This window comes from Micromonospora sp. NPDC047738 (assembly GCF_040642675.1).
Classification (GTDB): Bacteria; Actinomycetota; Actinomycetes; order Mycobacteriales; family Micromonosporaceae; genus Micromonospora.
In genome coordinates, this window is sequence record NZ_JBEYSO010000002.1 from 439,479 (window position 1) to 463,614 (window position 24,136).

Here is a 24,136-nt window from a genome sequence, read left to right on the forward strand (position 1 = left end):
GCTATCGGAGTCGAAATAGGCACTCCTTCCGGGAAAGCGGGGCCAAGGGCGCGGCGCGTCAGTGGCGGGATCAGGCTCGGCCCAGCCGGTCGAGGATCCAGGCGTTGATGAACGCCTCCTCGCGCCAGGCGTCGTAGCGACCGCTCGGGCCGCCGTGGCCGGCGCCCATCTCGGTCTTGAGCAGGTAGTTGCCCTCCGGGGCGACCGCCCGCAGCCGGGCGATCCACTTGGCCGGCTCGTGGTAGAGCACCCGGGTGTCGTTCAGGCTGGTCACCGCGAGGATGGCCGGGTAGGCGACCGGGGCCACGTTCTCGTACGGGGTGTACGACTTCATGTACGCGTACACCTCGGGGTCGTCGAGCGGGTTGCCCCACTCCTCCCATTCGGTGACGGTGAGCGGCAGCGACGGGTCGAGGATCGAGGTGAGCGCGTCCACGAAGGGCACCTGCGCGACAATCCCGGTGAACGCGTCCGGCGCGAGGTTGGCCACCGCGCCCATCAGCAGGCCGCCGGCCGACGCGCCCCGGGCCACCAGGCGGTCGGTGGCCGTCCAGCCGGCCTTGACCAGGTGCCGGGCGCAGGCCACGAAGTCGGTGAAGGTGTTCTTCTTGGCGAGCAGCTTGCCCTCGTCGTACCAGCGCCGGCCGAGTTCGCCGCCGCCGCGGATGTGCGCCACGGCGAAGATGACGCCCCGGTCGAGCAGGCTGAGCCGGGCGATGGAGAACCACGGGTCCATGCTCGCCTCGTACGAGCCGTAGCCGTAGATGAGGCAGGGGGCGGAGCCGTCGCGCGGGGTGTCCTTCCGGCAGACCAGCGAGATCGGCACCCGGGTGCCGTCGTCGGCCAGTGCCCAGTCCCGGTGCTGCTCGTAGTCGGCCGGGTCGTACGCCCGCCCGTCCGGCCCGGGGCGGACCGGCTTCTGCTTGCGCAGCACCATCTGCCGGGTGACCAGGTCGTAGTCGTAGACCGAGTCCGGGGTGACCAGCGAGGTGTAGCGGAGCCGCAGCTCGCGGGTGCGGTATTCCGGGTTGGCGTCCAGCCCGACGCTGTAGATCGGCTCCGGGAAGTCGATGTCGTACGGGTCGCCGCCGCCGACCGGCAGCACCCGCAGCCCGGTCAGCCCGTTGCTGCGCAGCGAGACGACCAGGTGGTTCTCGAACGCGTCGACGGACTCCAGCCGGGTGCCGGGCGAGTGTTCGATCAACGGGGTCCAGTCGCCGGGCGTGTCCGCCGAGGTGAACGCGAGGGCGAAATCCTCCGCGCCGTCGTTGTGCAGGATCAGAAACCGGTGCCCGTGGTGCTCCACCGAGTATTCGACGCCCTGCCGACGCGGGGCGATGACGGCGGGCTCGCCGGTCGGGTTGGCCGCCGGGACGACCCGTACCTCGCTGGTGATCTTGCTGTGGATGTCGATCAGCACGAACCGCTCGGAGCGGGTCAGCTCGACGCCCACCCAGAACCGCTCGTCGTCCTCCTGGTGGACCACCACGTCCTCGCTCGACGGGGTGCCGACGGCGTGCCGCCAGACCCGGTTCGGCCGCCAGGCGTCGTCCACCGTGACGTAGAAGAGCGTCGAGGCGTCGCTCGACCAGGCGGTGCCGTAGAAGGTGTCCGGGATCTGGTCGGGCAGCACCTCGCCGGTGCTCAGGTCCTTGATCCGCAGGGTGAACCGCTCGTCGCCGGCGAGGTCCGTCGAGTATGCGAGCCAGCGCCCGTCCGGGCTGACGTCGAACGCGCCGAGGGCGAAGAAGTCGTGCCCCTCGGCGAGCAGGTTTTCGTCGAGCAGCACCTCCTCGCCGTCCAGCGGGGCGCCGTCGGCGCTGATCGGGGGCGCGGTCTCGCCGTCCCGGACGGCCCGGCGGCAGTGCACGCCGTACTGCTGGCCCTCGACCGTGCGGGTGTAGTACCAGTACCCGTCCTTGCGGGTGGGCACCGACAGGTCGGTCTCCTGGGTGCGCCGGCGGGTCTCCTCGAACAGTTGGGACCGCAGCTCCGCCAGGTGCGTGGTGCGGTCCTCGGTGTACGCGTTCTCCGCGGTCAGGTAGGCGATCGTCGCCGGGTCGTCCTTGGCCGCCAGCCAGGCGTACTCGTCGACGACGGTGTCGCCGTGGTGGGTGCGCTCGCTCGGCACGCGCTTGGCGACGGGAGTCTCGGTGGTCACGGCGTCACGTTACCGGCCGGCCGCCCGGCTCCGGGCCCGCGCTCTGCCGGATCCGGCAACTTGCCGCCGAGGCTTTCGAACATGTGTACGATGACCGCCATGGCGGCTGCAGCGAGTTCCACCCATCGTCCCGGAGCCCTCGACATCACCCGGCGCCTGGCCGAGATCTGCGGCCCGCCGTTCGCCCGGTTCGCCGGCCCGGCCGACGAGGTGGCCGGCCGGACGGCCCGCTGGGTGGCGGTGCCGGGCGGCCCGCACGCCGCCGCGGAGGTGTTGCGGCTGGCCGCCGCGCACGACCTGACGGTGGTGCCGCGCGGCGCCGGCACGAAGATCGACTGGGGAGCCGCCCCGGCGCAGGTCGACATCATGCTGGACACCGGCCGGCTCGCCGGGGTCTGGCACGAACCGCAGGGCTCCGGGGTGGCCGAGATCGGCGCCGGCACCCCGCTCCGGGCGGTCCAGGCCACCCTGGAACGCACCGGCCAGCGCCTCCCGGTCGACGCGCCCTCCCCGGGGGCGACCCTGGGCGGAGTGCTCGCCGCCGACGAGGCCGGCCCGCTCCGGCTCCGGCACGGCAGCCCGTGCGCCCAACTCGTCGGAGTGCGCTACCTGGACGCCGACGGCGAACTCGTCAGCGTCGGCGAGCCCGGAACGGCGTCGCTGGGCCGGGCGGCACCGACGGCTCGCGACCGGGCGAGCGGCGCGGCGGCGCCCGCCGGCGGGCCTGGCGGCGGTGCCGCGGCGCTCTTCGGCACGGGCGACCTGCCGGGGCTGGACGTGGCCCGGCTGCTCTGCGGCTCGCAGGGTGGCCTGGGCGTGCTGGTCTCGGCCACCCTGCGGGTGCAGGCCGCGCCGGCCAGCCGGGTCTGGGTGTCCCGGCCGGTCTGGACCCCGCTGGAGGTGCACGACCTGGTCCGGGCGGTGCTCGCCGCGCGGCTCGACCCGGCGGCCGTCGAGCTGGACCTGCCCGTACCGGTGCCGCTGCCGCGCCGGCGGGTCTCCCCGTGGCACCCGTCGGTCGCCGGGCGACCCGACCACCCGGCGCTGACCGGGCAGGCCACCCGGCCGGCCGCCGCAGGCAGCCTGGTGGTGCTGCTGGAGGGCGGCCCGGCGGACGTCGCGGAGCGGGCCGAGCGGCTCACCGCCCTGCTGGGCGGCGATGCGGTCGTCGGCCACGCGGCGCCGGAGTGGTGGGGGCGCTACCCCTTCGCCCCCGGCGACACCGCGCTGCGGATCGAGGTGCCCATCAACGACCTGCACGCGGCGGTCTACGCGCTGCGCGACGCGGCCGGCAGCCCGGTGCCGGTCCGGGGCTCCGCCGGGGTCGGCACGGTGCACGCCGCGCTGCCCGGCTCGCTGGCCCCCGACCGGGTGGCCTCGATCCTCGCGGCCGTCCGTGGCGTGCTCCTCGCCCGGCAGGGCCGCTGTGTGGTGGTGTCCGCCCCGGCGCCGGTCCGCCGCACCGTCGACCTCTGGGGTGAGCTGCCCACCCTGCCCCGCCTCCGCACGGCGAAGGCGCACCTCGACCCCCACCACCGCCTGGCCCCCGGTCGCCTCCCCGGCGGCCTCTGACCCCAGGCCCCGCTCTCGTTGATCAAGGAGTTTGCGTCACGATCCGGCCCGCGCCGGACGCAAACCTCTTGATCAACGCCGCCAGAGGGGGCGGCGGTCAGAGGGTGTCGTTGCGGAGGACGAGGATGGCGATGTCGTCGCGGGGGGTCTCCACGGAGAAGCCGATCGCCGTGGCGCGCAGCCGGGCCGCGACCACGTCGGCGGAGTAGCCGGCCAGCGGGGCAGCAGACTCGCGCAGCCGTTCGGTGCCGAACAGCTCCCGGCCGCGCCGGCGCTCGGTGACCCCGTCGGTGTAGAAGATCAGGGCGTCACCCCGGCCGAGAGTGATCTCGGCCGTCGGGGTGGTGATCGAGTCGAGCAGCCCGAGCGCCGTACCGCCGGTGCCGACGAAGGCCGCCCCGCCGCCACCGGGCAGCAGTACCGGGCGGTCGTGCCCGGCCAGGTGCAGGGACACGTCGAGCTGGCCGCCCTCACCCGGCCCGACCGCCGCCAGCGCCAGCGTGCAGTACCGGCCGCTGCCGCGCTCCACCAGCGTCTCGTTGAGTCGGCCCAGCACCTCCGGCAGCGGCTTGCCGTCGCCGACCAGCACCCGGATCACGTCCCGGACCAGACCGGTCACCGCCGCCGCCTGCACGCCCTTGCCGGAGACGTCGCCGATGACCACCAGCCACCGGCCGTCCGGCAGTGGGACCACGTCGTAGAAGTCGCCGCCGACGTCGGCATCGTCGCCGGTCGGGACGTACTCGGCGGCGAAGCCGATGCCCTCGACGACCGGGAGCACCGGCGGCAGCAGCGACTGCTGGAGGGTCTGGGCCACCCGGCGGCGCTCGGCGTGGATGCGGGCGTTCTCGATGGCGAGGGCGGCCCGACGGGCCACGTCCTCCAGCACCGAGACCTCGTCCGGGTCGTGCCGATGCCGCTGGTGGCGGCCGACGGCCAGGGTGCCGAGCCGTTGCCCGCGGGCGATCAGCGGCACGGCGAAGCCCTCCATCGGCCCGCTGAGCGGCACCTGCGCGGCGCTCCGGGACGCCTCCCGCAGCCGGGCCTGGATCGAGTCCGGTCCGGTCTCCTCGAGCACGCGGTGCAGCTGCGGCAGCACCGACTCGTCGGCGTGGCTGCACGCGGCGAGCCGCAGCCGCCCCCACTCGTCGGTGGTGTGCACCGCGCACCACTGGCCGAGCCGCGGCACCACCAGCTGCGGGATGAGTGCCATGGTCAGCTCGACGTCGAGGGACTGGGCGAGCAGCTCGCTCGCCTCGGCGAGGAAGGTCAGCCAGGCCGACCGACGGACGTCCGCCCGGCGCAGCCGGTCGTTCTCCAGGTGCAACGAGAGCCGTTCGGCGGCCAGCACCGCGAGCGGCCGGGCGTACGCCGACGGCGCCGCGTCCAGCTCCAGCTCGCCGGCGTACGGCCGGTGCACGGCGAGCGGCACCCGGAGCAGCTCGCTGCCCGCCCGGGGCTGCCGGCCGTACCGGGCGAGCACCTGGGTGCCCTGCCCGTCGCCCCGGTCCAGCCGGACCACGCCGCCGGCCGCGCCCACCATCTCGGCGAGCCGGGCCAGCAGCCCGTTGGCGAACTCCGGCAGCGGGTCGTCCGCGTACGGGTCGGGGGTGGTCTGCATCAGCTCGCTCATCGCGGCGGCGCTCGGGGCGCTGTCTGTCGCCCCGCCCGGGGTGACCGCCGTGTGGTGCTCGGCCACGGCCGGTGGCGCGGCGGACGTCACCTCGTGCCGGTCGAGCCGGAACCAGACGCCCTTGCCGGTGGGCAGGTAGGTGGTGCCCCACCGGCTGGCGAAGTGGTCCACCAGCAGCAGGCCGCGCCCGCGCTCGGCCACCTCGGCGATCTCGGTGCTGACGTTGCGTACCCCGACGATCAGTTCCTCGACCGGACCGGACGCGAAGTCGGTGACCGTGACGGTAAGCCCCCCGTTGTCCGCCTCGACCTCGATGTCGAGTTCGGTGCGCGCGTGCTCGATGGCGTTGGTGGTGAGTTCCGTGGTGAGCAGCAGGGCCTCGTTGAGCAGTTCGTCCAGATCCGCCTCGCCGAGGACGGACCGGACCAGCGCCCGGGCCGCGGCGGGCGTACGCCGGTCGGCGGGGAGCCGGACACGCCGGACGTGCTCATCCGCGCCGCCGTCCATCGCGGGCCCCGCCTCCGCTGACACCTTCGTATCCTCCACCGCCGCCGTCCCTGGTGCCAAGCGCCCCCCCGCCGCGGCACTCCGCCAAGCGAGGGGGCGCGCCGGGTCGGCTGGTCGTCACCTCGACCTGCCGCGGGCAGAATGGTGGGATGTCGGCACGAGCCGGTTGGCCCCGAGCTGAGCGAGGAATGATGACCACGGCGAAACAGTCGCTAGCCGCGGACCCGTCCGCGCCCGAGCACGAGGCGCTCCTCGGCGACCTCGTCGAGGCGCTGCGGCAGGTGCGCCGGGGCGACCTCAAAGTCCGGCTGCCTCGACGGGCCGGCCTGGCCGGTGAGGTGGCCGACGCCTTCAACGACGTGGTGTCGCTGCAGGAGCGGCAGCACCTGGACCTGCGCCGGATCAGCCGGATCGTCGGCCGGGACGGCAGGCTGACCGAACGCCTCGACGACGAGGGCCTGGACGGCTCGTGGGCGGAGGGGCAGCGGGCGATCAACTCGTTGATCGACGACCTGGGCCGGCCGACCACCGAGATCGCCCGGGTCATCGTGGCGGTGGCCGACGGCGATCTGTCCCAGCACATGGCGCTGGAGATCGACGGTCGCCCGCTGCGCGGTGAGTACCTGCGCATCGGCCGCACCGTCAACACCATGGTCGACCAGCTCTCGTCCTTCTCGAACGAGGTGACCCGGGTGGCCCGCGAGGTGGGCACCGAGGGCAAGCTCGGCGGGCAGGCCGACGTACGCGGGGTCGCCGGCACCTGGAAGGACCTCACCGACTCGGTGAACACCATGGCGTCGAACCTCACCTCGCAGGTGCGGTCGATCTCCCAGGTAGCCACGGCGGTGGCGAAGGGTGACCTGTCGCAGAAGATCACCGTGTCGGCCAAGGGCGAGGTGGCCGAGCTGGCCCACACCTTCAACTCGCTCACCGACACCCTGCGGCTCTTCGCCGAGCAGGTGACCCGGGTGGCCCGTGAGGTGGGCACGGAGGGCAAGCTGGGCGGCCAGGCGGAGGTGCCGAACGTCGCCGGCACCTGGAAGGACCTGACCGACAGCGTCAACTCGATGGCGTCGAACCTGACCGCGCAGGTGCGCAACATCGCCCAGGTCTCCACCGCGGTGGCCCGGGGCGACCTCTCCCAGAAGATCACGGTGGCCGCGCAGGGCGAGATCCTGGAGCTGAAGGACACCGTGAACACGATGGTGGATCAGCTGTCGTCGTTCGCGGACGAGGTGACCCGGGTGGCCCGCGAGGTGGGCATCGAGGGCAAGCTCGGCGGTCAGGCCCAGGTACGCGGGGTGTCCGGCACCTGGCGCGACCTCACCGAGAACGTCAACCAGCTCGCCGGCAACCTGACCAGCCAGGTGCGGAACATCTCGCAGGTGTCCACGGCGGTGGCGAAGGGCGACCTGTCGCAGAAGATCACGGTGGATGCGCAGGGCGAGATCCTGGAGCTGAAGAACACCGTGAACACGATGGTGGATCAGCTGTCGTCGTTCGCCGACGAGGTGACCCGGGTGGCCCGTGAGGTGGGCACCGAGGGCAAGCTCGGTGGTCAGGCGCAGGTGAAGGGTGTGTCCGGCACCTGGCGGGACCTGACCGACAACGTGAACTCGATGGCGTCGAACCTGACCAGTCAGGTGCGGAACATCGCCTCGGTCACCACGGCGGTCGCGAAGGGTGACCTGAGCCAGAAGATCACGGTCGACGCCCGGGGCGAGATCCTGGAGCTGAAGTCCACCGTGAACACGATGGTGGATCAGCTGTCGTCGTTCGCCGACGAGGTGACCCGGGTGGCCCGTGAGGTGGGCACCGAGGGCAAGCTCGGCGGCCAGGCCCAGGTACGCGGCGTCGCCGGCACCTGGCGCGACCTGACCGACAACGTGAACTCGATGGCGTCCAACCTGACCAGTCAGGTGCGCAACATCGCCCAGGTGTCCACGGCGGTGGCCAAGGGCGACCTGTCGCAGAAGATCACGGTGGATGCGCAGGGCGAGATCCTGGAGCTGAAGAACACCGTGAACACGATGGTGGATCAGCTGTCGTCGTTCGCCGACGAGGTGACCCGGGTGGCCCGTGAGGTGGGCACCGAGGGCAAGCTCGGTGGTCAGGCGCAGGTGAAGGGTGTGTCCGGCACCTGGCGGGACCTGACCGACAACGTGAACTCGATGGCGTCGAACCTGACCAGTCAGGTGCGGAACATCGCCTCGGTCACCACGGCGGTCGCGAAGGGTGACCTGAGCCAGAAGATCACGGTGGACGCGCAGGGCGAGATCCTGGAGCTGAAGTCCACCGTGAACACGATGGTGGATCAGCTGTCGTCGTTCGCCGACGAGGTGACCCGGGTGGCCCGTGAGGTGGGCACCGAGGGCAAGCTCGGCGGCCAGGCGCAGGTGAAGGGCGTCTCGGGCACCTGGCGCGACCTCACCGAGAACGTCAACCAGCTCGCCTCGACCCTGACCACCCAGCTCCGGGCGATCGCCCAGGTCTCCACCTCGGTGACCCGGGGCGACCTGACCCAGCGGATCGCCGTCAAGGCGCAGGGCGAGGTCGCCGAGCTGAAGGACAACATCAACCAGATGATCGTCACCCTCCGGGAGACGACGAAGAAGAACGCCGAGCAGGGCTGGCTGGACTCCAACCTGGCCCGGATCGGCGGCCTGCTCCAGGGCCAGCGGGACCTCGGCGAGGTCTGCCGCATGATCATGATGGAGGTGACCCCGCTGGTCGACGCGCAGCTCGGCGCGTTCTTCCTGGCGGACAGCTCCGAGGGGAGCATGCGGCTGCGGCTCACCGCCTCGTACGGGTATGTGGCGCGGGGGCACGACGTGACCTTCGGGCCCGGCGAGGGGCTGGTCGGCCAGGCCGCCCTTTCCCGGCGGACCATAAGGGTCAGCGCCCAGCCCGACGGGCGGCTGATGCTGCGCTCCGGGCTGGCCGAGACGCCCCCGGCCGACCTCGTGGTGCTGCCCGTCCTGTTCGAGGGCGAGCTGCTCGGCGTGATCGAGTTCGCCGGGGTGATCACCTTCTCCGAGCTGCACCTGTCGTTCCTGGAGCGGCTGGTCACCACGATCGGCATCGCGGTCAACACGATCCAGGCCAACCGGCGTACTGAGGAGCTGCTGGCCCAGTCGCAGCGGCTGGCGCTCGAACTTCAGGAGCAGTCGGCGGAGTTGCAGCGCACCAACGCCGAACTGGAGGACAAGGCCAAGCTGCTCTCCGAGCAGAAGGCCAACATCGAGACCCAGAACCGGGAGATCGAGCTGGCCCGGCTCGGCCTGGAGGAGAAGGCGCAGCAGCTCACCCGGGCGTCGGCGTACAAGTCGGAGTTCCTGGCGAACATGAGCCACGAGCTGCGCACGCCGTTGAACTCGCTGCTGCTGCTGGCCCGGCTGCTGGCCGAGAATCCGGACCAGAACCTGACGCCGAAGCAGACCGAGTTCGCCCGCACCATCCACAGCGCCGGATCGGACCTGCTCTCCCTGATCGACGACATCCTGGACCTGGCCAAGATCGAGGCTGGCCGGATGGACGTGGAGCCGACCGAGGTGCGCTTCTCCGAGCTGCGCGGCTACGTCGAGCAGGCGTTCGCCCCGCAGGCCGAGGAGAAGGGCCTCGACTTCCAGGTACGGATCAGCAAGGATCTGCCCCCGGCGCTGGTCACCGACGCCCAGCGGTTGCAGCAGATTCTGCGCAACATGCTCTCCAACGCGGTGAAGTTCACCGACCACGGCGCGGTGACGCTGCGGATCGCCCCGGCCGCCGAGAACGCGGTCTTCGACGTGCCCGCGCTGACCAACGCCCGGCGGGTGATCGCGTTCACGGTGATCGACACCGGGATCGGTATCTCCGATGACAAGCTGTCGCTGATCTTCGAGGCCTTCCAGCAGGCGGACGGCACCACGAGCCGCCGGTACGGGGGCACCGGGCTGGGCCTGTCGATCAGCCGGGACCTGGCGCGCCTGCTCGGCGGCACGATCACCGTGTCGTCGGCGCCCGGCCAGGGGTCGACCTTCACCCTCTTCGTACCGGACGTGCTGGCACCGGACGCGGTGGTGGCGCCGGCGCCACCCTCGCCGAGCCGCGCGGGCCTGCCGTCGTCGCTGCTCATGCCGATGGAGCTGCCGCAGCCGCAGGAGACTCCGGCGGCCCGGCGGCTGGAGGGCGTGACCGTCCTGATCGTCGACGACGACGTCCGTAACGTGTTCGCCCTGACCTCCGCGTTGGAACTGCACGGGATGACCGTGCTGTACTCGGACAACGGGGCGGACGGCGTCCGCCAGTTGGCCGAGCATCCGGAGGTGGACATCGTGTTGATGGACGCGATGATGCCGGACCAGGACGGCTACGAGACGACCCGGCAGATCCGGCGCAATCACCGCTTCGTGGACCTGCCGATCGTGTTCCTGACCGCCAAGGCGATGCCCGGTGACCGGGATTCGGCGATCACGGCCGGGGGTAGTGACTACATCACCAAGCCGGTGGACCTGGACGAGCTGATCGAGATGATGGCGTCCTGGATCGGCCGGAGCCGAGGCGAGGAGACCCCGTGACCCAGACGGCCAAGGCGCTGCTGGTGGACGACCGGCGGGAGAACCTGATGGCCCTGGAGGCGATCCTCCAGGGGCTGCCGGTGCAGTCGGTCGCGGTGGAGAGCGGCGAGGCGGCGCTGAAGCAGCTCCTCGTCGACGACTTCGCGGTGATCCTGCTCGACGCGCAGATGCCCGACATGGACGGCTTCGAGACCGCCACCCACATCAAGCGGCGGGAGCGGACCCGGCACGTGCCGATCATCTTCCTCACCGCGGCGGACAAGGACGCCCAGCTCGCCCTGCGCGGCTACGCCGTGGGCGCGGTCGACTACCTGACCAAGCCGTTCGACCCCTGGGTGCTGCGCGCCAAGGTGTCGGTCTTCGTGGAGCTGTGGGTGAAGACCCGGCAGCTCGCCGCCCAGTCCGACCTGGTGCGGGAGCGGGACACCCAGTGGCGGGTGCTCACCGACGCGGTCGACGAGGCGACGGCGCTGCTGCGCGCGGACGACGGCCCGGACGCCCGGGAGCGCGCGGTGGACCTCCTGGAGCAGGCCCGCTGGGGCAACACCCGCTGAAGGGTCAGCCGGCCCGGTCGCCGTGTCCCCTCGCGGCGCGCCAGGCCCGCCACCGGTCGCCCATCGTGTCGAGTTCCCCCTGTACGAAGAGGAAGAAGTCCCGCATCTCGGCCACCCGCTCGCCGGCCGGCGTGTCTCGCCCGAGCAGCGCGTCCACGCCGCCGTTGGCGATGTCGATGAAGTTCTTGTAGAGGGCGGTCTTGGTGATGGTGGCCTCGTACCAGGGGTTGTCCGGCATCCGGTATCGGTCCCTCCGGGAGCCCTTGACCGGCTCGCGGACCAGCATGGCGAACTGGGTCAGGTAGCGGACCGCGCCGGAGACCGCCGCCGCACTGACCCCGAGCCGCTCGCCGATCTCGGCGGCGGTCAGCGGCTCGTCCGCGCTCATCACGGTGAACAGCACCCGGCCGGCCATCCGGGGAAAGCCGACGTCCGCGAAGGCCATCGCCATCCGTTCGACGAAGAGGTGGACCTCCTCCTCGTTGCGGGCCGGGCGGTGGTCAAGCATCGGCGGTGGCTCCTCCCGTTAAAAAGTCGTGAAGACGATGGTGCCCCAGCTCTCACAGTCTTCACAAGTTTATGAAACGAGCGTAGCTTCCGAAGTATGGAAACCCCAATTGAGGTGTCCGGCCTGGTGAAGAATTTCGGCCGGACCCGGGCACTCGACGGACTCGACCTCACCGTCCGCACCGGGGAGGTGCACGGCTTCCTGGGCCCCAACGGCGCCGGCAAGTCGACCACCATCCGGGTGCTGCTCGGCCTGCTGCGGGCGGACGCGGGGGCCGTCCGGCTGCTCGGCGGTGACCCGTGGCGGGACGCCGTCGCCCTGCACCGCCGCCTCGCGTACGTCCCCGGTGACGTCACCCTCTGGCCGAACCTGAGCGGCGGCGAGGTGATCGACCTGCTGGGCCGGATGCGCGGCGGGCTGGACCCGAAGCGCCGCGCCGAGCTGCTGGACTCCTTCGAGCTGGACCCGCGCAAGAAGGGCCGGGCCTACTCCAAGGGCAACCGGCAGAAGGTGGGCCTGGTGGCCGCGCTCGCCTCCGACGTCGAGCTGCTCATCCTCGACGAACCGACCTCCGGGCTGGACCCGCTCATGGAGGAGGTCTTCCAGCACTGGGTCCGCCGGGCCAAGCAGGACGGCCGCACCGTGCTGCTCTCCAGCCACATCCTGGCCGAGGTGGAGGCGCTCTGCGACCGGGTGACGATCATCCGCAACGGCCGCGCCGTCGAGTCCGGCACCCTCGGCGAACTGCGCCACCTGCACCGCACCGCGATCGACGCCGAGGTCGCCGCGCCACTGGACGGGCTGGCCGACCTGCCGGGTGTGCACGACCTGCGGGTGGACGGCAACCGGGTGCGCTTCGACGTGGACTCCGCCGCCCTGGACACCGCCCTGCGCCGGCTCACCGAGCTGGGCGTACGCAGCCTGGTCAGCCAGCCGCCGACGCTGGAGGAGCTGTTCCTGCGGCACTACGAGGCGATCCCCGGCCAACCGGCCCCTGCCGAGGCGACCCGATGAACACCTTGACCGGCACGCGTCACCTGGCCCGGCTGATCCTGCGCCGGGACCGCGTCCTGCTCCCGCTCTGGGTGCTGCTGCTCGCCGTCCTGCCGATGACGTACGCGACCAGCTTCTTCGAGCTCTTCCCGACGGACGCCGACCGGGCCGCGTACGCCGCCGGCACGGCCCGCAACCCGTCGATCGTCGCGCTGCTCGGCCCGGTGTACGGCGACAGCGTCGGCGCGCTGACCGCCCAGCGCTCCGGCTTCCTGCTGGTGATCATCGCGCTGGCCAGCCTGCTCACCGTCGTCCGGCACACCCGCACCGAGGAGGAGGCCGGCCGGCGGGAGCTGCTCGGCGGCACGGTGCTCGGCCGGTACGCCGGGCTGACCGCCGCGCTGCTCGTGACGTACGCGGCCGACCTGCTGCTCGGGCTGCTCACCGCGGCCGGGCTGGTCTCCACCGGGCTGCCGGCGGCCGGCTCGTACGCGTACGGCCTCTCCGCCACGCTGACCGGCGTCGTCTTCGCCACGATCGGTGGGCTGGCCGCCCAGCTCACCGAGACCGCGGGCGGGGCGCGGGGCATCGCCATCGCGGTGCTCGGTGCCGCCTTCGGGCTCCGGCTGCTGGGTGACACCGCCACGCACGACTGGCCGAGCTGGCTCTCCCCGCTGGGCTGGGCGCCGCGGGTGCGGCCGTACGAGGGGGAGCGCTGGTGGGTGCTGGCCCTGCCGCTCGTCGCGTCGGTGCTGATCGCGGCGGTCGCGTACCCGGTCTCGGTGCGCCGCGACCTGGGGGCCGGGGTGCTGCCGCCCCGGCTCGGGCCGACCACCGCCGGCCGGGCCCTCTCCGGATCGTTCGGGCTGGCCTGGCGGCTGCACCGCGCGCAGATCCTCTGGTGGTCGGTCGGCTTCGGTCTGCTCGGGTTGATCCTCGGCGGGGCGGCGCAGGCCGCCGGCCGGTCCGTCGAGGGCAACCCGCAGCTGGAGGAGATCATGGCCCGGATCGGCGGTGCCTCGGGGCTGTCCGACGCCTACCTGGGCGCCACGCTGAGCCTGGCCGGCCTGGCCGCGGCCGGGTACGGCGTCCAGGCCGCCCTGCGGATGCGGGCGGAGGAGACCGCCGGGCGGGCCGAGCCGCTGCTGGCGACCGGCGTGCACCGCTCGACCTGGCTGCTGTCCCACGTGGTGTTCGCGCTGCTCGGGCCGGTGGTGGTGCTCGCCGTGACCGGCTTCACCACCGGCCTGACCTACGGGCTGAGCGTGCACGGCGTGCCGGCGGAGCTGCCCCGGATGGTCGGCGCCGGGCTGGCCCAGGTGCCGGCGGCGTGGGTGCTGACCGGGATCGCCGTGCTGCTCTTCGGGCTGCTGCCCCGGCTCGCCTCGGTGGCCTGGGCGGTGCTCGCGGTCTGCGTGCTGCTCGGCCAGCTCGGCGCCGTGCTGAAGCTGGACCGGCGGCTGCTGGATCTCTCCCCGTTCAACCACACCCCGCAGGTGCTGCGGGAGCATTGGAACGCCACCCCGCTCTACGTGCTGGCCCTCGTGGCGCTGCTGCTCGCGCTCGCCGGCCTCACGGCCTTCCACCGCCGCGACACCCCCGTCACCTGACCCCTGCGGCCCGCACCGTTGATCAAGGAGTTTGCGTCAGAACATCGCCGCCGGCAGACGCAAGCTTCTTGATCAACGCAGCAAACGGGCGGGGTGGGTCAGGGGGCGGTTTCGTTGCGGATCATCAGGGCCGAGCGGAGGCCGGTGATGTCCAGGACGCGCAGGAGGAAGTCGCCGACGTTGCTGAGGACCAGGAGGCTCTGCGCGTGGCTGGCCTTGCGGCTCAGCACCACCAGCGTGCCGAGCCCCTGCGAGTCGCAGAAGGTCACCCCGCCGAGGTCGAGCACGATGCGCGGCGGCGCATCGGTCAGCACCTCATTGACGACAGTCGACAGCTGGGCGGCCGTGAGCATGTCGATCTCACCAGCGAGGCGAAGCACGGCTTCGTCGCCCGACCGGTGTACCGCGATGGACAGTTCGGCACGATCCACCCGGTTAGCCTATCGCGATCTCGACCGCCCGGCCCGTCGAGGCACCCCAGCTGTCGATCTCGGCCGGACGGACGGCGTGAGCCCGGTAACCCCCCGTGCGGGGTGGCTGCTGATCAGCCGCCCGACGCTGACACAATGGCGGCATCGTGACCGAGACCATTTCCGCCGGATCCGGCCGTTACCCGGCCGACGCGCCGGCCTCCGAGGCCCTGTTCGACCGCGCCAAGGCCATCGTGCCCGGCGGGGTGAACTCCCCTGTACGCGCGTTCCGTGCCGTCGGCGGCACCCCGCGCTTCATGGTCCGGGGGGAGGGTCCCTGGCTCTTCGACGCCGACGGTCGCCGCTACGTCGACCTGGTCTGCTCCTGGGGCCCGCTGGTCCTCGGCCACGCCCATCCCGCGGTGGTCGAGGCGGTGCAGGCCGCCGCCGCGTACGGCACCAGCTTCGGCACGCCGACCCCGGGCGAGGTCGAGCTGGCCGCGGAGATCGTCGACCGCACCCCGGTCGAGCAGGTCCGCCTGGTCAACTCGGGCACCGAGGCGACCATGTCGGCGATCCGGCTGGCCCGCGGCTTCACCGGCCGCGCAAAGATCATCAAGTTCGCCGGCTGCTACCACGGCCACTCGGACGCGCTGCTCGCCGCCGCCGGCTCCGGCGTGGCCACGTTCGGCCTGCCCGACTCGCCCGGCGTGACCGGCGCGGCCGCCGGCGACACCATCGTGCTGCCGTACAACGACCTCCGTGCGGTGGAGGAGGCCTTCGCCGCCGAGGGAGCGCACATCGCGGCGATCATCACCGAGGCGGCCGCCGGCAACATGGGCGTGGTCGCCCCGCGCGACGGCTTCAACCAGCAGCTCGCCCGGATCGCCCACGCGCACGGCGCGCTGCTCATCGTCGACGAGGTGATGACCGGGTTCCGGGTCTCCCGCGCCGGCTGGCACGGCCTCGACGCCAGCGACGCGGACCTGTGGACGTACGGGAAGGTCATGGGTGGCGGACTGCCCGCCGCGGCGTTCGGCGGGCGTGCGGAGGTCATGTCCAGGCTGGCGCCGGCCGGCCCGGTCTACCAGGCCGGCACCCTCTCCGGTAACCCGCTGGCGTGCGCCGCCGGCCTGGCCACGCTGCGGCTGGCGGACGACGCGCTCTACCGGAAGCTGGACGAGACGGCCGCCGTGGTGGGCAAACTCGCCACCGACGCGCTGGCCGCCGCCGGCGTCCCGCACCGCCTGTCGACCGCGGGCAACATGTTCTCGATCTTCTTCACCGACGCCGACGTGGTCGACTACGACAGCGCCCGCACTCAGCAGGTGCCCGCGTTCAAGGCGTTCTTCCACGCGCTGCTCGCGGCCGGCGTCTACCTGCCGCCGAGCGCGTTCGAGGCCTGGTTCGTGTCGGCGGCGATCGACGACGCCGCCCTGGAGCAGATCGCCGACGCCCTGCCGGGCGCGGCGACGGCGGCGGCAGCGGCGGGACACGGGGGGTAAAGGCCGTGAGCGAGCGGAGCGAGCGAACCATCAGGCTCAGTAGCGTGGCGCCTCGCGCCGCCGCGGAGCGGAGCGGAGTGGCGGCGTGAGCGAGACGGTGGTCCACGTGCTGCGGCACGGCGAGGTGTACAACCCGAACGGCATCCTCTACGGCCGGCTGCCCGGTTTCCGTCTCTCCGAGCTGGGCGTCCAGATGGCCAAGGCCGCCGCCCAGGCGCTCGCCGACAAGACCGTCGTGCACGTGGTGGCGAGCCCGCTGGAACGCGCGCAGCAGACCGCCGAGCCGATCGCCGCGCAGTTCGGTCTCCCGGTCGGGGTGGACGAGCGGCTGATCGAGAGCGCCAACTGGTTCGAGGGCAAGAAGGTCTCCCCGGGCGACGGGTCGTTCCGCGACCCGCGCAACTGGTGGGTGCTGCGCGACCCGGTGACCCCGTCCTGGGGTGAGGCCTACCGGGCGATCGCCGAGCGGATGTTCGCCGCGCTGCACGCCGCCCGGATCGCCGCCGAGGGACGCGAGGCTGTGCTCGTCTCCCATCAGCTCCCCATCTGGACGCTGCGCCGGTACGTCGAGCGCAAGCGGCTCTGGCACGACCCGCGCAGGCGGCAGTGCGGGCTGGCCAGCCTCACCTCGTTCCACTTCGACGGCGCCAAGATCGTCGGCATCGGGTACTCCGAGCCGGCGGCCCACCTGATCGCGATCTCGCCGACCGCCCGGACGGCCAAGGGGGCCTGATGCTCACCCGGAGGCTCGTCGCCGCCCTGCTCGCCGCCGTCACCGCCGGTACGGCGCTGGTCGGCTGCTCCTCCGGAAGCCAGGAGAGCCGCTGCTCCGACCAGAACGGCGTCATCGAGTGCGCGCCCGACCAGCGGTCGAAGGCCCCCAAGCTCGCCGGTGACCTGCTCACCGGCGGCCGGTACGACGTCGCCGACGCGCGCGGCCAGGTCGTCGTGGTCAACTTCTGGGGCTCCTGGTGCGCGCCCTGCCGGGCCGAGGCCGACGACCTCGAAGCCACCTACCAGGCCACCAAGGCGTCCGGGGTCAGCTTCCTCGGCATCAACGTGCAGGACAGCAAGGACAAGGCGATCGCCTTCGAGGAGGGCCGGGTCACCTACCCGAGCCTCTTCGATCCGGCGAGCCGGCTGGCGCTGGCCCTGGACATCCCGCCGAACACCATCCCGGCCACCGTCGTGCTGGACCGCGAGGGGCGGATCGCCGTCGTGATCCGGGCCGCGGTGACCCAGGACCGGCTGCGGCCCGTCGTCGAGCGGATCGCCGCCGAGCAGCCGGCGTCCGGATCCCGCTGATGGGTGAGACCTTCCGCCAGCTCGCCGAGTCCGGCCCGCTGCTGCTGGCCGTGGGCGCGGCGGCGCTCGCCGGGCTGGTCAGCTTCCTGTCCCCGTGCGTCCTGCCGCTGATACCCGGCTACCTGTCGTACGTCACCGGGCTGGCCGGCGCCGACCTGGAGGGGCGGGCGGAAAGGAACGGTCCCCGGTCGACGTCCCCGGCCCCGGCGGACAGCGAAGGCGGCGGGGACGGCCCGACCGGCGGCGCGGTGGCCGTCGCGGCGCCCCCGGCGGCCCGGCCGGTGGCGGCGGTCAAGGGGCGGGTGCTCGCCGGCACGCTGCTCTTCATCGCCGGATTCACCGCCGTGTTCACCGCCACCGCGATCCTCTTCTCCGGCGTCGGCAGGCTCTTCTTCGAGCACGAGCGCACGCTGGAGATCGTCATCGGCGCGCTGGTCGTGGTGCTCGGGTTCGGCTACCTCGGGGTGATCCCCGGGCTGCAGCGCGAGTTCCGCATCCGCCGGCTGCCCGCCGCCGGGCTGCTCGGCGCCCCGGTGCTCGGCGCGGTCTTCGCGCTGAGCTGGCTGCCGTGCACCGGCCCGACGCTCGGCGCGGTGCTCGGCCTGGCGACGGCGGAGGGCAAAACCGACCGGGCGGTGCTGCTCGCCGTGGCCTACTGCCTCGGGCTGGGGGTACCGTTCGTCGTCTTCGGGCTGGGCTTCCGCCGCCTGCTCGGGGTGTTCCGCGCCGTCCGGCGCAACAGCCGGTGGGTTACCCGGATCGGCGGTGCCCTGCTGATCCTGATCGGCCTGGCGCTGGTCACCGGCGGCTGGCAGAACTTCGTGATCTGGCTGCAGACGCACGTGGGCGTGGGCGAGGTGAGCATCTGATGACGACCGTGGACGACCGGCCGGCGGCCCCGCCCGCGCCCCGGCGGCGGGTCAACCCGGTGCTCGCCCTGCTGCGCAACTCGTGGCGGCAGCTCACCAGCATGCGTACCGCGCTGATCCTGCTCTTCCTGCTCGCCGTCGCCGCCATCCCCGGCTCGGTGCTCCCGCAGCGCGGCGTCAGCCCGGAGAAGGTCAACCAGTGGTTCGTCGACCACCCCGACCTCGCCCCGCGCCTGGACCAGCTCGGCATGTTCGAGGTCTTCGGCTCGGTCTGGTTCTCCGCGATCTACCTGCTGCTCTTCACCTCGCTGGTCGGCTGCATCCTGCCCCGGGCCCGCGACCACGTCCGCGCGCTGCGGCTGAGGCCGCCGGCCGCCCCGAAGCGCCTGGAGCGGCTGCCGCAGCACACGGTGCTGGAGGCCCCGGCCGCCGCCGACCCCGAGGCGATCGCGGCGGTGCTGCGCCGCCGCCGCTGGCGGGTCGTGGTCCGCGGCAACGAGGTCTCCGCCGAGAAGGGCTACCTCAAGGAGACCGGCAACCTGCTCTTCCACGTCTCGCTGGTCGCCGTCCTGCTCGGGGTCGCGGTCGGGTCCTGGTACGGCTGGCACGGCAACCGCATCCTCGTGGCGGGCGCGGACAACGCCTTCTGCAACACCCGGCAGCAGTACGCCGAGGCGACGCTCGGCCCCCGGGTGGACAGCGCCGACCTGCCGCCGTTCTGCCTCACCCTGGAGCGGTTCGAGGCGGACTACCTGGCCTCCGGGCAGGCCGCCCGCTACTGGGCCACGGTGAAGGTCGACCACCTGGCCGACGGGTCGGAGCGGAGCGCCGGCTTCTCGGTGAACTCGCCGCTGCGGCTCGGCTCGGCCAACGTCTACCTGCTCGGCAACGGGTACGCGCCGATCCTCAGGTACACCGACAAGTACGGCAACACCCAGACCAGCGAGGCACCGTTCCTGCGCACCGGCGACGCGAACGCGACGGAGGAGGGGGTGGCCGCGTTCCCGGACGCGAACGTCGACCCCAGGACCGGCCAGCGGGACCCGGCCCAGCAGATCGCCTTCGACGGGCTCTACCTGCCCACCGCTCCGGAGAGTGCCCCGTTCGTCGCGTCGCAGTTCCCCGAGGAGCGCAACCCGGCGGTGAACCTGCGGGCCTACCGGGGAAACCTCGGGTTGGACGCCGGCATCCCCGGGTCGGTCTACCAGCTCGACCAGCGGCAGATCGACAACGGCAAGCTCAAGGAGATCGGCAACAAGAAGCTGGCCATGGGCGAGAAGTGGACCCTGGACGACGGCAGCACACTGGAGTTCGTCGGCACGAAGCCCTACATCACCATCGCGGTCCGCCACGCCCCCGGGCAGACGCTGATGCTCGGCGCCTGCGTGACGCTGCTCGCCGGCCTGATGGGCTCGCTCTTCGCCCGGCGGCGGCGGGTCTGGTTCCGGGTTTCGCCCCCCGAGGGTGGATCTCCGACGCGCGGTAGTAGTTTGGTGGAGGCCGGTGGGCTGCCGCGCACCGAGCATCCAGGGTTCGCCGACGAGTTTGCGCAGCTCGTCGCCGCGGTCAGCGACGACGGGCGACGCGCCAGCCGGGCGCGAGAAGGGGTCGAGTGATGTCCGCACTCTCCGACCAGCTGGTCACGTACGCGATCCTGGCGTATCTGGTCGCGATGATCAGTCACGCCGTCGAGTACGCGCTCGGCAACGCCCGCGCGGTGGCGGTGAAGGCGGCCGCCCCGGCCCGCGAGCTGGTGGGCGCCGGTGTCGGCGGTGCCGGCGGGACCGTGTCGGCGCCGGCACCGGCCCCGGCCGAGACCCGGCCCAGCCGCTCGGCCACCCGGGCCGTGCTCGCCGGGCGGATCGCCGGCTGGGTCACCGCGCTCGCCGTCGTCCTGCACCTGGGCGCGGTCGTCACCCGGGGCGTGGCCGCCGAGCGGATGCCCTGGGGCAACATGTACGAGTTCGTGCTGACGGTCACCTTCATCGGGGCCGCGGCCTGGCTGGCGGTGCTCTGGCGGCACCCCGCGCTGCGCCGGCTCGGGCTCTTCCTGACCCTGGTCATGGTGCTGCTGCTGGCGTTCGCCGAGCTGAAGCTCTACGTGCAGGTCACGCCGCTGATGCCGGCGCTGCAGTCGTACTGGTTCATCATCCACGTGTCGACGATCATCTTCGCCTCCGGCATCTTCCTGCTGGGCGTGGTGCCGGCCGCGGCGTTCCTGATGCGGGCCGGCTGGGAGCAGGGGCGGCGGAGCTTCCCGTACACCCTGGCCCGCCGGCTGCCGGCGGCGGCCGGCCTGGAGCGGCTGACCTTCGCGCTGCACGCCTTCGCCTTCCCGATCTTCACCTTCGCGGTGATCGCCGGGGCGATCTGGGCCGAGGCGGCCTGGGGTCGGGCCTGGGGCTGGGACCCCAAGGAGACCTGGGCGTTCATCTCCTGGGTGGTGTACGCCGGCTACCTGCATGCCCGAGCCACTCCGAGCGTCAAGCGGAACGTGGCCACCTGGATCTCGATCCTGGGCTTCCTGACCATGCTGATGAACCTGTTCGGGGTCAACTTCTTCTTCACCGGCCTGCACTCGTACGCCGGCGTCAACTGATCCCCGTCGGGCGTCGGCCGGTGAGCACCCGGTTGACGCCGAGCGCCACCTGGTAGGCGATCTCGGGAACGTCGGCCAGCTCGATCCGTTCGGCCCGCATGGCCAGCTGGGCGTGCAGCTCCCTGGCGACCGCGTCCCGGATCTCCCGCAGCAGCGGGGAGAGGCCGTCCGGGTCGCCCACCACGTACGCGTCACTCATACTCGTACGGTCGCGCCACGGGGCGACCCTGTCTACTCCTACCTCTGCAAAATGTAGGACTACACTTCTAAGAACTGTAGTTCTATGAAATGCGGTGGCTCTCGTGGCTCAACTGTCCAAGCCGAAGGGGATCTTCGACCGGGACGTCGAGTGGGCCGAGCTGACCCGCTTCGCCACCGACGAGCGCCCTGGCGCGACGCTCGGGGTGGTCAGTGGGCGACGCCGGCAGGGTAAGACGCTCCTGCTCTACGAGCTGGCCCGAGCCAGCGGCGGCTTCTACTTCGGGGCCACCGAGGCGACGGCGGCGGATGCGCTACGGCGGCTCGGCGAGGCGCTCGGCGCCTTCGCGGATGCGCCGGGCCCGGTTCAGCTGGCGGACTGGAGCGCGGCGGTGGATGCCCTGCTCGCCCTGGGCCGGGAACGCCCGGTGACCGTGGTCATCGACGAGTTCCCGTATCTGGTACGTGCGGCCCGGGACCTTCCGTCGATCATCCAGCACGCCCTTACGCCCGGGCGGCCGGAACGTGCCGAGTCCCGTACCCGCCTGCTGCTCTGCGGATCGGCCCTGTCCTTCATGGGTGGCCTGCTCGCCGGGTCCGCCCCGCTGCGCGGCCGGGCCGGCCTGGAGCTACCGGTGCAGCCGCTGGACTATCGGGCCGCCGCGGCGTTCTGGGGCATCGAGGACCCGTTGCTGGCCGTGAAGGTCTTCGCCATCGTGGGTGGGACGCCGGCCTACCGTCGGGAGTACGTCCAGGACGACGCGCCGAGCGGTCCGGACGACTTCGACAGTTGGGTGGTGCGTGCGGTCCTCAACCCGGCGCGGCCGTTGTTCCGGGAGGCGCGTTACCTGCTCGCCGAGGATCCTGATCTGCGGGATGCCGCGCTCTACCACTCCGTGCTGTCGGCGGTTGCCGAGGGCAACGCCAGTCGTGGCGGGATCGCCGGTTACATCGGACGCAAGGCGAATGACCTGCAACATCCACTCACCGTGCTGGAGGATGCCGGCCTGCTGGTGCGGGAACCGGACCCGCTGCGGAGCGGACGCAGCAGCTACCGGATCACCGAACCGCTCATCACCTTCTACCAGGCCGTCATGCGACCCGCCTGGACCGCGCTGGAACAGCGGCGCGGCGGAGACGTCTGGCGTAGGTCGAAGCGTCGATACGCCAGTGCGGTCCTCGGCCCCCGATTCGAGGAGATCGTTCGGCAGTGGGCCATCCGTTTCGCCGATCTCGACGTCTTCGACGGCATCGTCGCGGAGGCCAGTGCCGCGACCGTGACGGACCCGTCCTCCCGTACCAGCCACGAGCTGGATCTCGTCGCGCTGGGTGAGCCGCCGCTCGGCGACGGTCCGCGTCCGCTGCTCGCGATCGGGGAGACGAAGTGGGGCCGACGGTTGGGTCAGGCGGACCTGGAGCGGTTGCGGCGCGTACGGGAATTGCTCGTCCGCCGTCCAGGAGTCGACACCGCCCACACTCGCCTGCTGTTGGCGAGCGCGGAGGGGTTCACTGAGGACTTGATCATGGCCGCGTCGACGCGACCGGACGTCATCCTGGTGGACCCGGGAGTGCTCTATGGCATCGAGGGCAGGGCCTCCACTTCTCTTCCAGGACCTGAGCTGCGGGCCTGACAGGACGCTTTCCGGGTCGCTACCGTCCGACGCGATCGGGCTGTTTGGCCCGTCACCGGGCGGCCCGACCGGGCCTCCTGCCGTGTCAGCGCCGCCGCGCGCTCAAGATTCGCATAACTTCTGCTCCTGCAGGTCGGGTCGCTGAGGCGTAGCCGGTCCTGACGGGTCAGGTGCCGAACCAGCCGGGGACGTCGAGGCGGAAGACGTCGGCCGGGACCATCCGGCGCAGGTCGTCCTCCAGCGCCGCGACCCGGTCGGTGCCCAGGACCGCCGCCCAGCGATCCCGGAGCTGGTCGAACACGACCGCCGAGCGGCGCAGCCCGTCCAGTCCTCGATCGGTCAGCCGGACCAGCTTGCGGCGCGCGTCGGCGGGGTCGTCGGCGCGTTCCAGGTAGCCGAGCGTCACCAGCCGGTCGACGGTCTTGCCCGCCGCCTGCTTCGAGACGCCGAGGCGCTGGCCCAGCTCGCTGGCGGTGGTGCCGGGCACGCCGACCGCCTGGAGGACGAAGCCGTGCACCGGGCGCAGGTCGGGGTGGCCCTGCCGGGCCAGCTCGGCGTGCAGGTCGTCGATGAGCGTACGGAAGCCGGCGAGCAGGAGCAGCGGGAGCGCGAAGCCGGCGCGGTCAGGCGTTGTCACGTTCGACAACCACGTTTACTATTTGGTCAACCACGTTGACTATCGTACCTGGGAGGGCTCGGCATGTCCCGAGGCGTCTTCACCGCACACACCCCCGACACCGCGCCCGCCGCCGCCCGCGCCACCATGGCCGGCGTCCACCGCAAACTCGGTCACCTGCCCGCCGCCGTTGCGCTGATGGCCGAGTCCCCGGAGCTGCTCAAGGGCTTCCTCACCGCCAACGCCGTCTTCGAGGCCACCGACCTGGACCCGGTTGCCCGGGAGGTGGTGGTGCTGACCGTCGCCACCCGCAACGAGTGCCACCTCTGCGTGGCCATGCACACCGCGACCCTCACCCGGCACGACGGCCCGCCCGAGCTGGTCGCGGCGCTCCGCGCGGGCACCGACCTGCCCGACCGGCGCCTCGACGCGCTGCGCCGGTTCACCCTCGCCGTGCTCGACCACCGGGGCGCCGTGCCCGACGACGAGCTGCACGCCTTCCTCGCCGCTGGCTGGCTGCCCCGGCACGCGCTGGACGTGGTGCTCGGCGTCGGCACGTACACCATCTCCACCTTCGCCAACCGGCTTACCGACGCCCCGCTCGACCCGCCCCTCGCCGCGTACGCCTGGGAGCCGGCCGCCTGACCGAGGATTGCCGTGAATCCTCCTGGTTTCTCGTCGTTTACGGGCCCTGTAGCGCTGCGTCCTATCGGGACGGGATCCGGTAAGTTGCCCCGTCATGGGACGCTCGATCTTGTTCGCACTCATCGCTGGCGTGCTCTGCCTGGCGGTCACCGGCGCCATTGCCGTGGCAATCGTGCTGTTGACGAAGCGGGGCAAAAGGTAGCGCGCCGCGAAGCAGATCACCGACAGAACCTCCTGCTCACCTGACCGTGCGGCGAAGCGGTG

Annotated in this window: 19 protein-coding genes; 13 read left to right on the forward strand and 6 right to left on the reverse strand. The window is 72.2% G+C overall.

Annotated elements, in window-relative coordinates:
• Window positions 1-70 precede the first annotated feature (70 nt).
• Window positions 71-2,161 carry a S9 family peptidase gene (locus ABZ783_RS05510; protein ID WP_357434662.1) on the reverse strand — a complete coding sequence of 697 codons (2,091 nt, stop codon included), beginning with the start codon at window positions 2,159-2,161 and terminating at the stop codon, window positions 71-73.
• A 99-nt stretch (window positions 2,162-2,260) separates the two neighbouring features.
• Between ABZ783_RS05510 and ABZ783_RS05515 the strand changes: the two genes are divergently transcribed.
• Complete coding sequence (locus tag ABZ783_RS05515; protein ID WP_357434663.1) at window positions 2,261-3,733, forward strand: FAD-binding oxidoreductase; 1,473 nt, start codon at window positions 2,261-2,263, stop codon at window positions 3,731-3,733.
• A gap of 97 nt (window positions 3,734-3,830) precedes the next feature.
• On the opposite strand, the gene ABZ783_RS05520 is transcribed toward ABZ783_RS05515, so the two are convergent.
• Window positions 3,831-5,897: a SpoIIE family protein phosphatase gene (locus ABZ783_RS05520; RefSeq protein ID WP_357434664.1), complete on the reverse strand. Its 2,067-nt coding sequence runs from the start codon at window positions 5,895-5,897 to the stop codon at window positions 3,831-3,833.
• A 167-nt stretch (window positions 5,898-6,064) separates the two neighbouring features.
• On the opposite strand from ABZ783_RS05520, the gene ABZ783_RS05525 reads away from it, so the two are divergent.
• Both ABZ783_RS05525 and ABZ783_RS05530 read left to right on the forward strand, forming a co-directional pair.
• Window positions 6,065-10,429, forward strand: coding sequence for a HAMP domain-containing protein (locus ABZ783_RS05525; RefSeq protein ID WP_357434665.1), 4,365 nt, complete (start codon window positions 6,065-6,067; stop codon window positions 10,427-10,429).
• The gene (locus ABZ783_RS05530; protein WP_357434666.1) at window positions 10,426-10,983 is read left to right on the forward strand and encodes a response regulator; all 558 of its coding nucleotides are present in this window, start codon (window positions 10,426-10,428) and stop codon (window positions 10,981-10,983) included. The genes ABZ783_RS05525 and ABZ783_RS05530 overlap by 4 nt, the downstream gene beginning before the upstream one ends.
• Window positions 10,984-10,987: 4 nt before the next feature.
• On the opposite strand, the gene ABZ783_RS05535 is transcribed toward ABZ783_RS05530, so the two are convergent.
• Window positions 10,988-11,491: a MarR family transcriptional regulator gene (locus ABZ783_RS05535; protein WP_357434667.1), complete on the reverse strand. Its 504-nt coding sequence runs from the start codon at window positions 11,489-11,491 to the stop codon at window positions 10,988-10,990.
• 96 nt (window positions 11,492-11,587) lie between these two features.
• On the opposite strand from ABZ783_RS05535, the gene ABZ783_RS05540 reads away from it, so the two are divergent.
• Both ABZ783_RS05540 and ABZ783_RS05545 read left to right on the forward strand, forming a co-directional pair.
• On the forward strand, window positions 11,588-12,505 hold the full coding sequence (locus ABZ783_RS05540) for an ABC transporter ATP-binding protein (protein WP_357434668.1): 918 nt from the start codon (window positions 11,588-11,590) through the stop codon (window positions 12,503-12,505).
• Complete coding sequence (locus ABZ783_RS05545; protein ID WP_357434669.1) at window positions 12,502-14,094, forward strand: ABC transporter permease; 1,593 nt, start codon at window positions 12,502-12,504, stop codon at window positions 14,092-14,094. The genes ABZ783_RS05540 and ABZ783_RS05545 overlap by 4 nt, the downstream gene beginning before the upstream one ends.
• Before the next feature lie 98 nt (window positions 14,095-14,192).
• Here the strand turns inward: ABZ783_RS05545 and ABZ783_RS05550 are convergent, their stop codons facing one another.
• Window positions 14,193-14,525 carry an STAS domain-containing protein gene (locus ABZ783_RS05550; protein WP_357434670.1) on the reverse strand — a complete coding sequence of 111 codons (333 nt, stop codon included), beginning with the start codon at window positions 14,523-14,525 and terminating at the stop codon, window positions 14,193-14,195.
• 146 nt (window positions 14,526-14,671) lie between these two features.
• Between ABZ783_RS05550 and hemL the strand changes: the two genes are divergently transcribed.
• From hemL to ccsB, 6 genes are all read left to right on the forward strand, one after another.
• Window positions 14,672-16,009 (forward strand): glutamate-1-semialdehyde 2,1-aminomutase, encoded by a 1,338-nt coding sequence (gene hemL, locus ABZ783_RS05555; RefSeq protein WP_357434671.1) that lies wholly within the window; start codon window positions 14,672-14,674, stop codon window positions 16,007-16,009.
• 85 nt (window positions 16,010-16,094) lie between these two features.
• Complete coding sequence (locus ABZ783_RS05560) at window positions 16,095-16,742, forward strand: histidine phosphatase family protein (protein ID WP_357434672.1); 648 nt, start codon at window positions 16,095-16,097, stop codon at window positions 16,740-16,742.
• Window positions 16,742-17,314, forward strand: a complete 573-nt coding sequence (locus ABZ783_RS05565) for a TlpA disulfide reductase family protein (RefSeq protein WP_073834163.1) — start codon at window positions 16,742-16,744, stop codon at window positions 17,312-17,314. The genes ABZ783_RS05560 and ABZ783_RS05565 overlap by 1 nt, the downstream gene beginning before the upstream one ends.
• Window positions 17,314-18,183 (forward strand): cytochrome c biogenesis protein CcdA, encoded by an 870-nt coding sequence (locus ABZ783_RS05570; RefSeq protein ID WP_357434673.1) that lies wholly within the window; start codon window positions 17,314-17,316, stop codon window positions 18,181-18,183. The genes ABZ783_RS05565 and ABZ783_RS05570 overlap by 1 nt, the downstream gene beginning before the upstream one ends.
• Complete coding sequence (locus tag ABZ783_RS05575) at window positions 18,183-19,799, forward strand: cytochrome c biogenesis protein ResB (protein WP_357434674.1); 1,617 nt, start codon at window positions 18,183-18,185, stop codon at window positions 19,797-19,799. The genes ABZ783_RS05570 and ABZ783_RS05575 overlap by 1 nt, the downstream gene beginning before the upstream one ends.
• The gene (ccsB, locus tag ABZ783_RS05580) at window positions 19,799-20,782 is read left to right on the forward strand and encodes a c-type cytochrome biogenesis protein CcsB (protein WP_357434675.1); all 984 of its coding nucleotides are present in this window, start codon (window positions 19,799-19,801) and stop codon (window positions 20,780-20,782) included. The genes ABZ783_RS05575 and ccsB overlap by 1 nt, the downstream gene beginning before the upstream one ends.
• On the opposite strand, the gene ABZ783_RS05585 is transcribed toward ccsB, so the two are convergent.
• Complete coding sequence (locus tag ABZ783_RS05585) at window positions 20,775-20,981, reverse strand: hypothetical protein (protein WP_357434676.1); 207 nt, start codon at window positions 20,979-20,981, stop codon at window positions 20,775-20,777. The genes ccsB and ABZ783_RS05585 overlap by 8 nt on opposite strands.
• Window positions 20,982-21,084: 103 nt before the next feature.
• Between ABZ783_RS05585 and ABZ783_RS05590 the strand changes: the two genes are divergently transcribed.
• The gene (locus ABZ783_RS05590; protein ID WP_357434677.1) at window positions 21,085-22,611 is read left to right on the forward strand and encodes an ATP-binding protein; all 1,527 of its coding nucleotides are present in this window, start codon (window positions 21,085-21,087) and stop codon (window positions 22,609-22,611) included.
• A gap of 166 nt (window positions 22,612-22,777) precedes the next feature.
• Here ABZ783_RS05590 and ABZ783_RS05595 read toward each other — a convergent pair whose 3' ends face one another.
• Window positions 22,778-23,248, reverse strand: coding sequence for a MarR family transcriptional regulator (locus ABZ783_RS05595; RefSeq protein WP_357434678.1), 471 nt, complete (start codon window positions 23,246-23,248; stop codon window positions 22,778-22,780).
• A gap of 63 nt (window positions 23,249-23,311) precedes the next feature.
• Here ABZ783_RS05595 and ABZ783_RS05600 point away from each other — a divergent pair, with 63 nt between their 5' ends.
• The gene (locus ABZ783_RS05600; protein WP_357434679.1) at window positions 23,312-23,872 is read left to right on the forward strand and encodes a carboxymuconolactone decarboxylase family protein; all 561 of its coding nucleotides are present in this window, start codon (window positions 23,312-23,314) and stop codon (window positions 23,870-23,872) included.
• Window positions 23,873-24,136 lie beyond the last annotated feature (264 nt).

Excerpts from the sequence above, each read along its gene's own strand:
- ABZ783_RS05515 (WP_357434663.1), top strand. The coding sequence starts at position 2,261 with ATGGCGGCTGCAGCGAGTTCCACCCATCGTCCCGGAGCCCTCGACATC.
- ABZ783_RS05525 (WP_357434665.1), top strand. The coding sequence starts at position 6,065 with ATGACCACGGCGAAACAGTCGCTAGCCGCGGACCCGTCCGCGCCCGAG.
- ABZ783_RS05535 (WP_357434667.1), bottom strand. The coding sequence starts at position 11,491 with ATGCTTGACCACCGCCCGGCCCGCAACGAGGAGGAGGTCCACCTCTTC.
- ABZ783_RS05540 (WP_357434668.1), top strand. The coding sequence starts at position 11,588 with ATGGAAACCCCAATTGAGGTGTCCGGCCTGGTGAAGAATTTCGGCCGG.
- ABZ783_RS05545 (WP_357434669.1), top strand. The coding sequence starts at position 12,502 with ATGAACACCTTGACCGGCACGCGTCACCTGGCCCGGCTGATCCTGCGC.
- ABZ783_RS05565 (WP_073834163.1), top strand. The coding sequence starts at position 16,742 with ATGCTCACCCGGAGGCTCGTCGCCGCCCTGCTCGCCGCCGTCACCGCC.
- ABZ783_RS05570 (WP_357434673.1), top strand. The coding sequence starts at position 17,314 with ATGGGTGAGACCTTCCGCCAGCTCGCCGAGTCCGGCCCGCTGCTGCTG.
- ABZ783_RS05575 (WP_357434674.1), top strand. The coding sequence starts at position 18,183 with ATGACGACCGTGGACGACCGGCCGGCGGCCCCGCCCGCGCCCCGGCGG.
- ccsB (WP_357434675.1), top strand. The coding sequence starts at position 19,799 with ATGTCCGCACTCTCCGACCAGCTGGTCACGTACGCGATCCTGGCGTAT.
- ABZ783_RS05585 (WP_357434676.1), bottom strand. The coding sequence starts at position 20,981 with ATGAGTGACGCGTACGTGGTGGGCGACCCGGACGGCCTCTCCCCGCTG.
- ABZ783_RS05600 (WP_357434679.1), top strand. The coding sequence starts at position 23,312 with ATGTCCCGAGGCGTCTTCACCGCACACACCCCCGACACCGCGCCCGCC.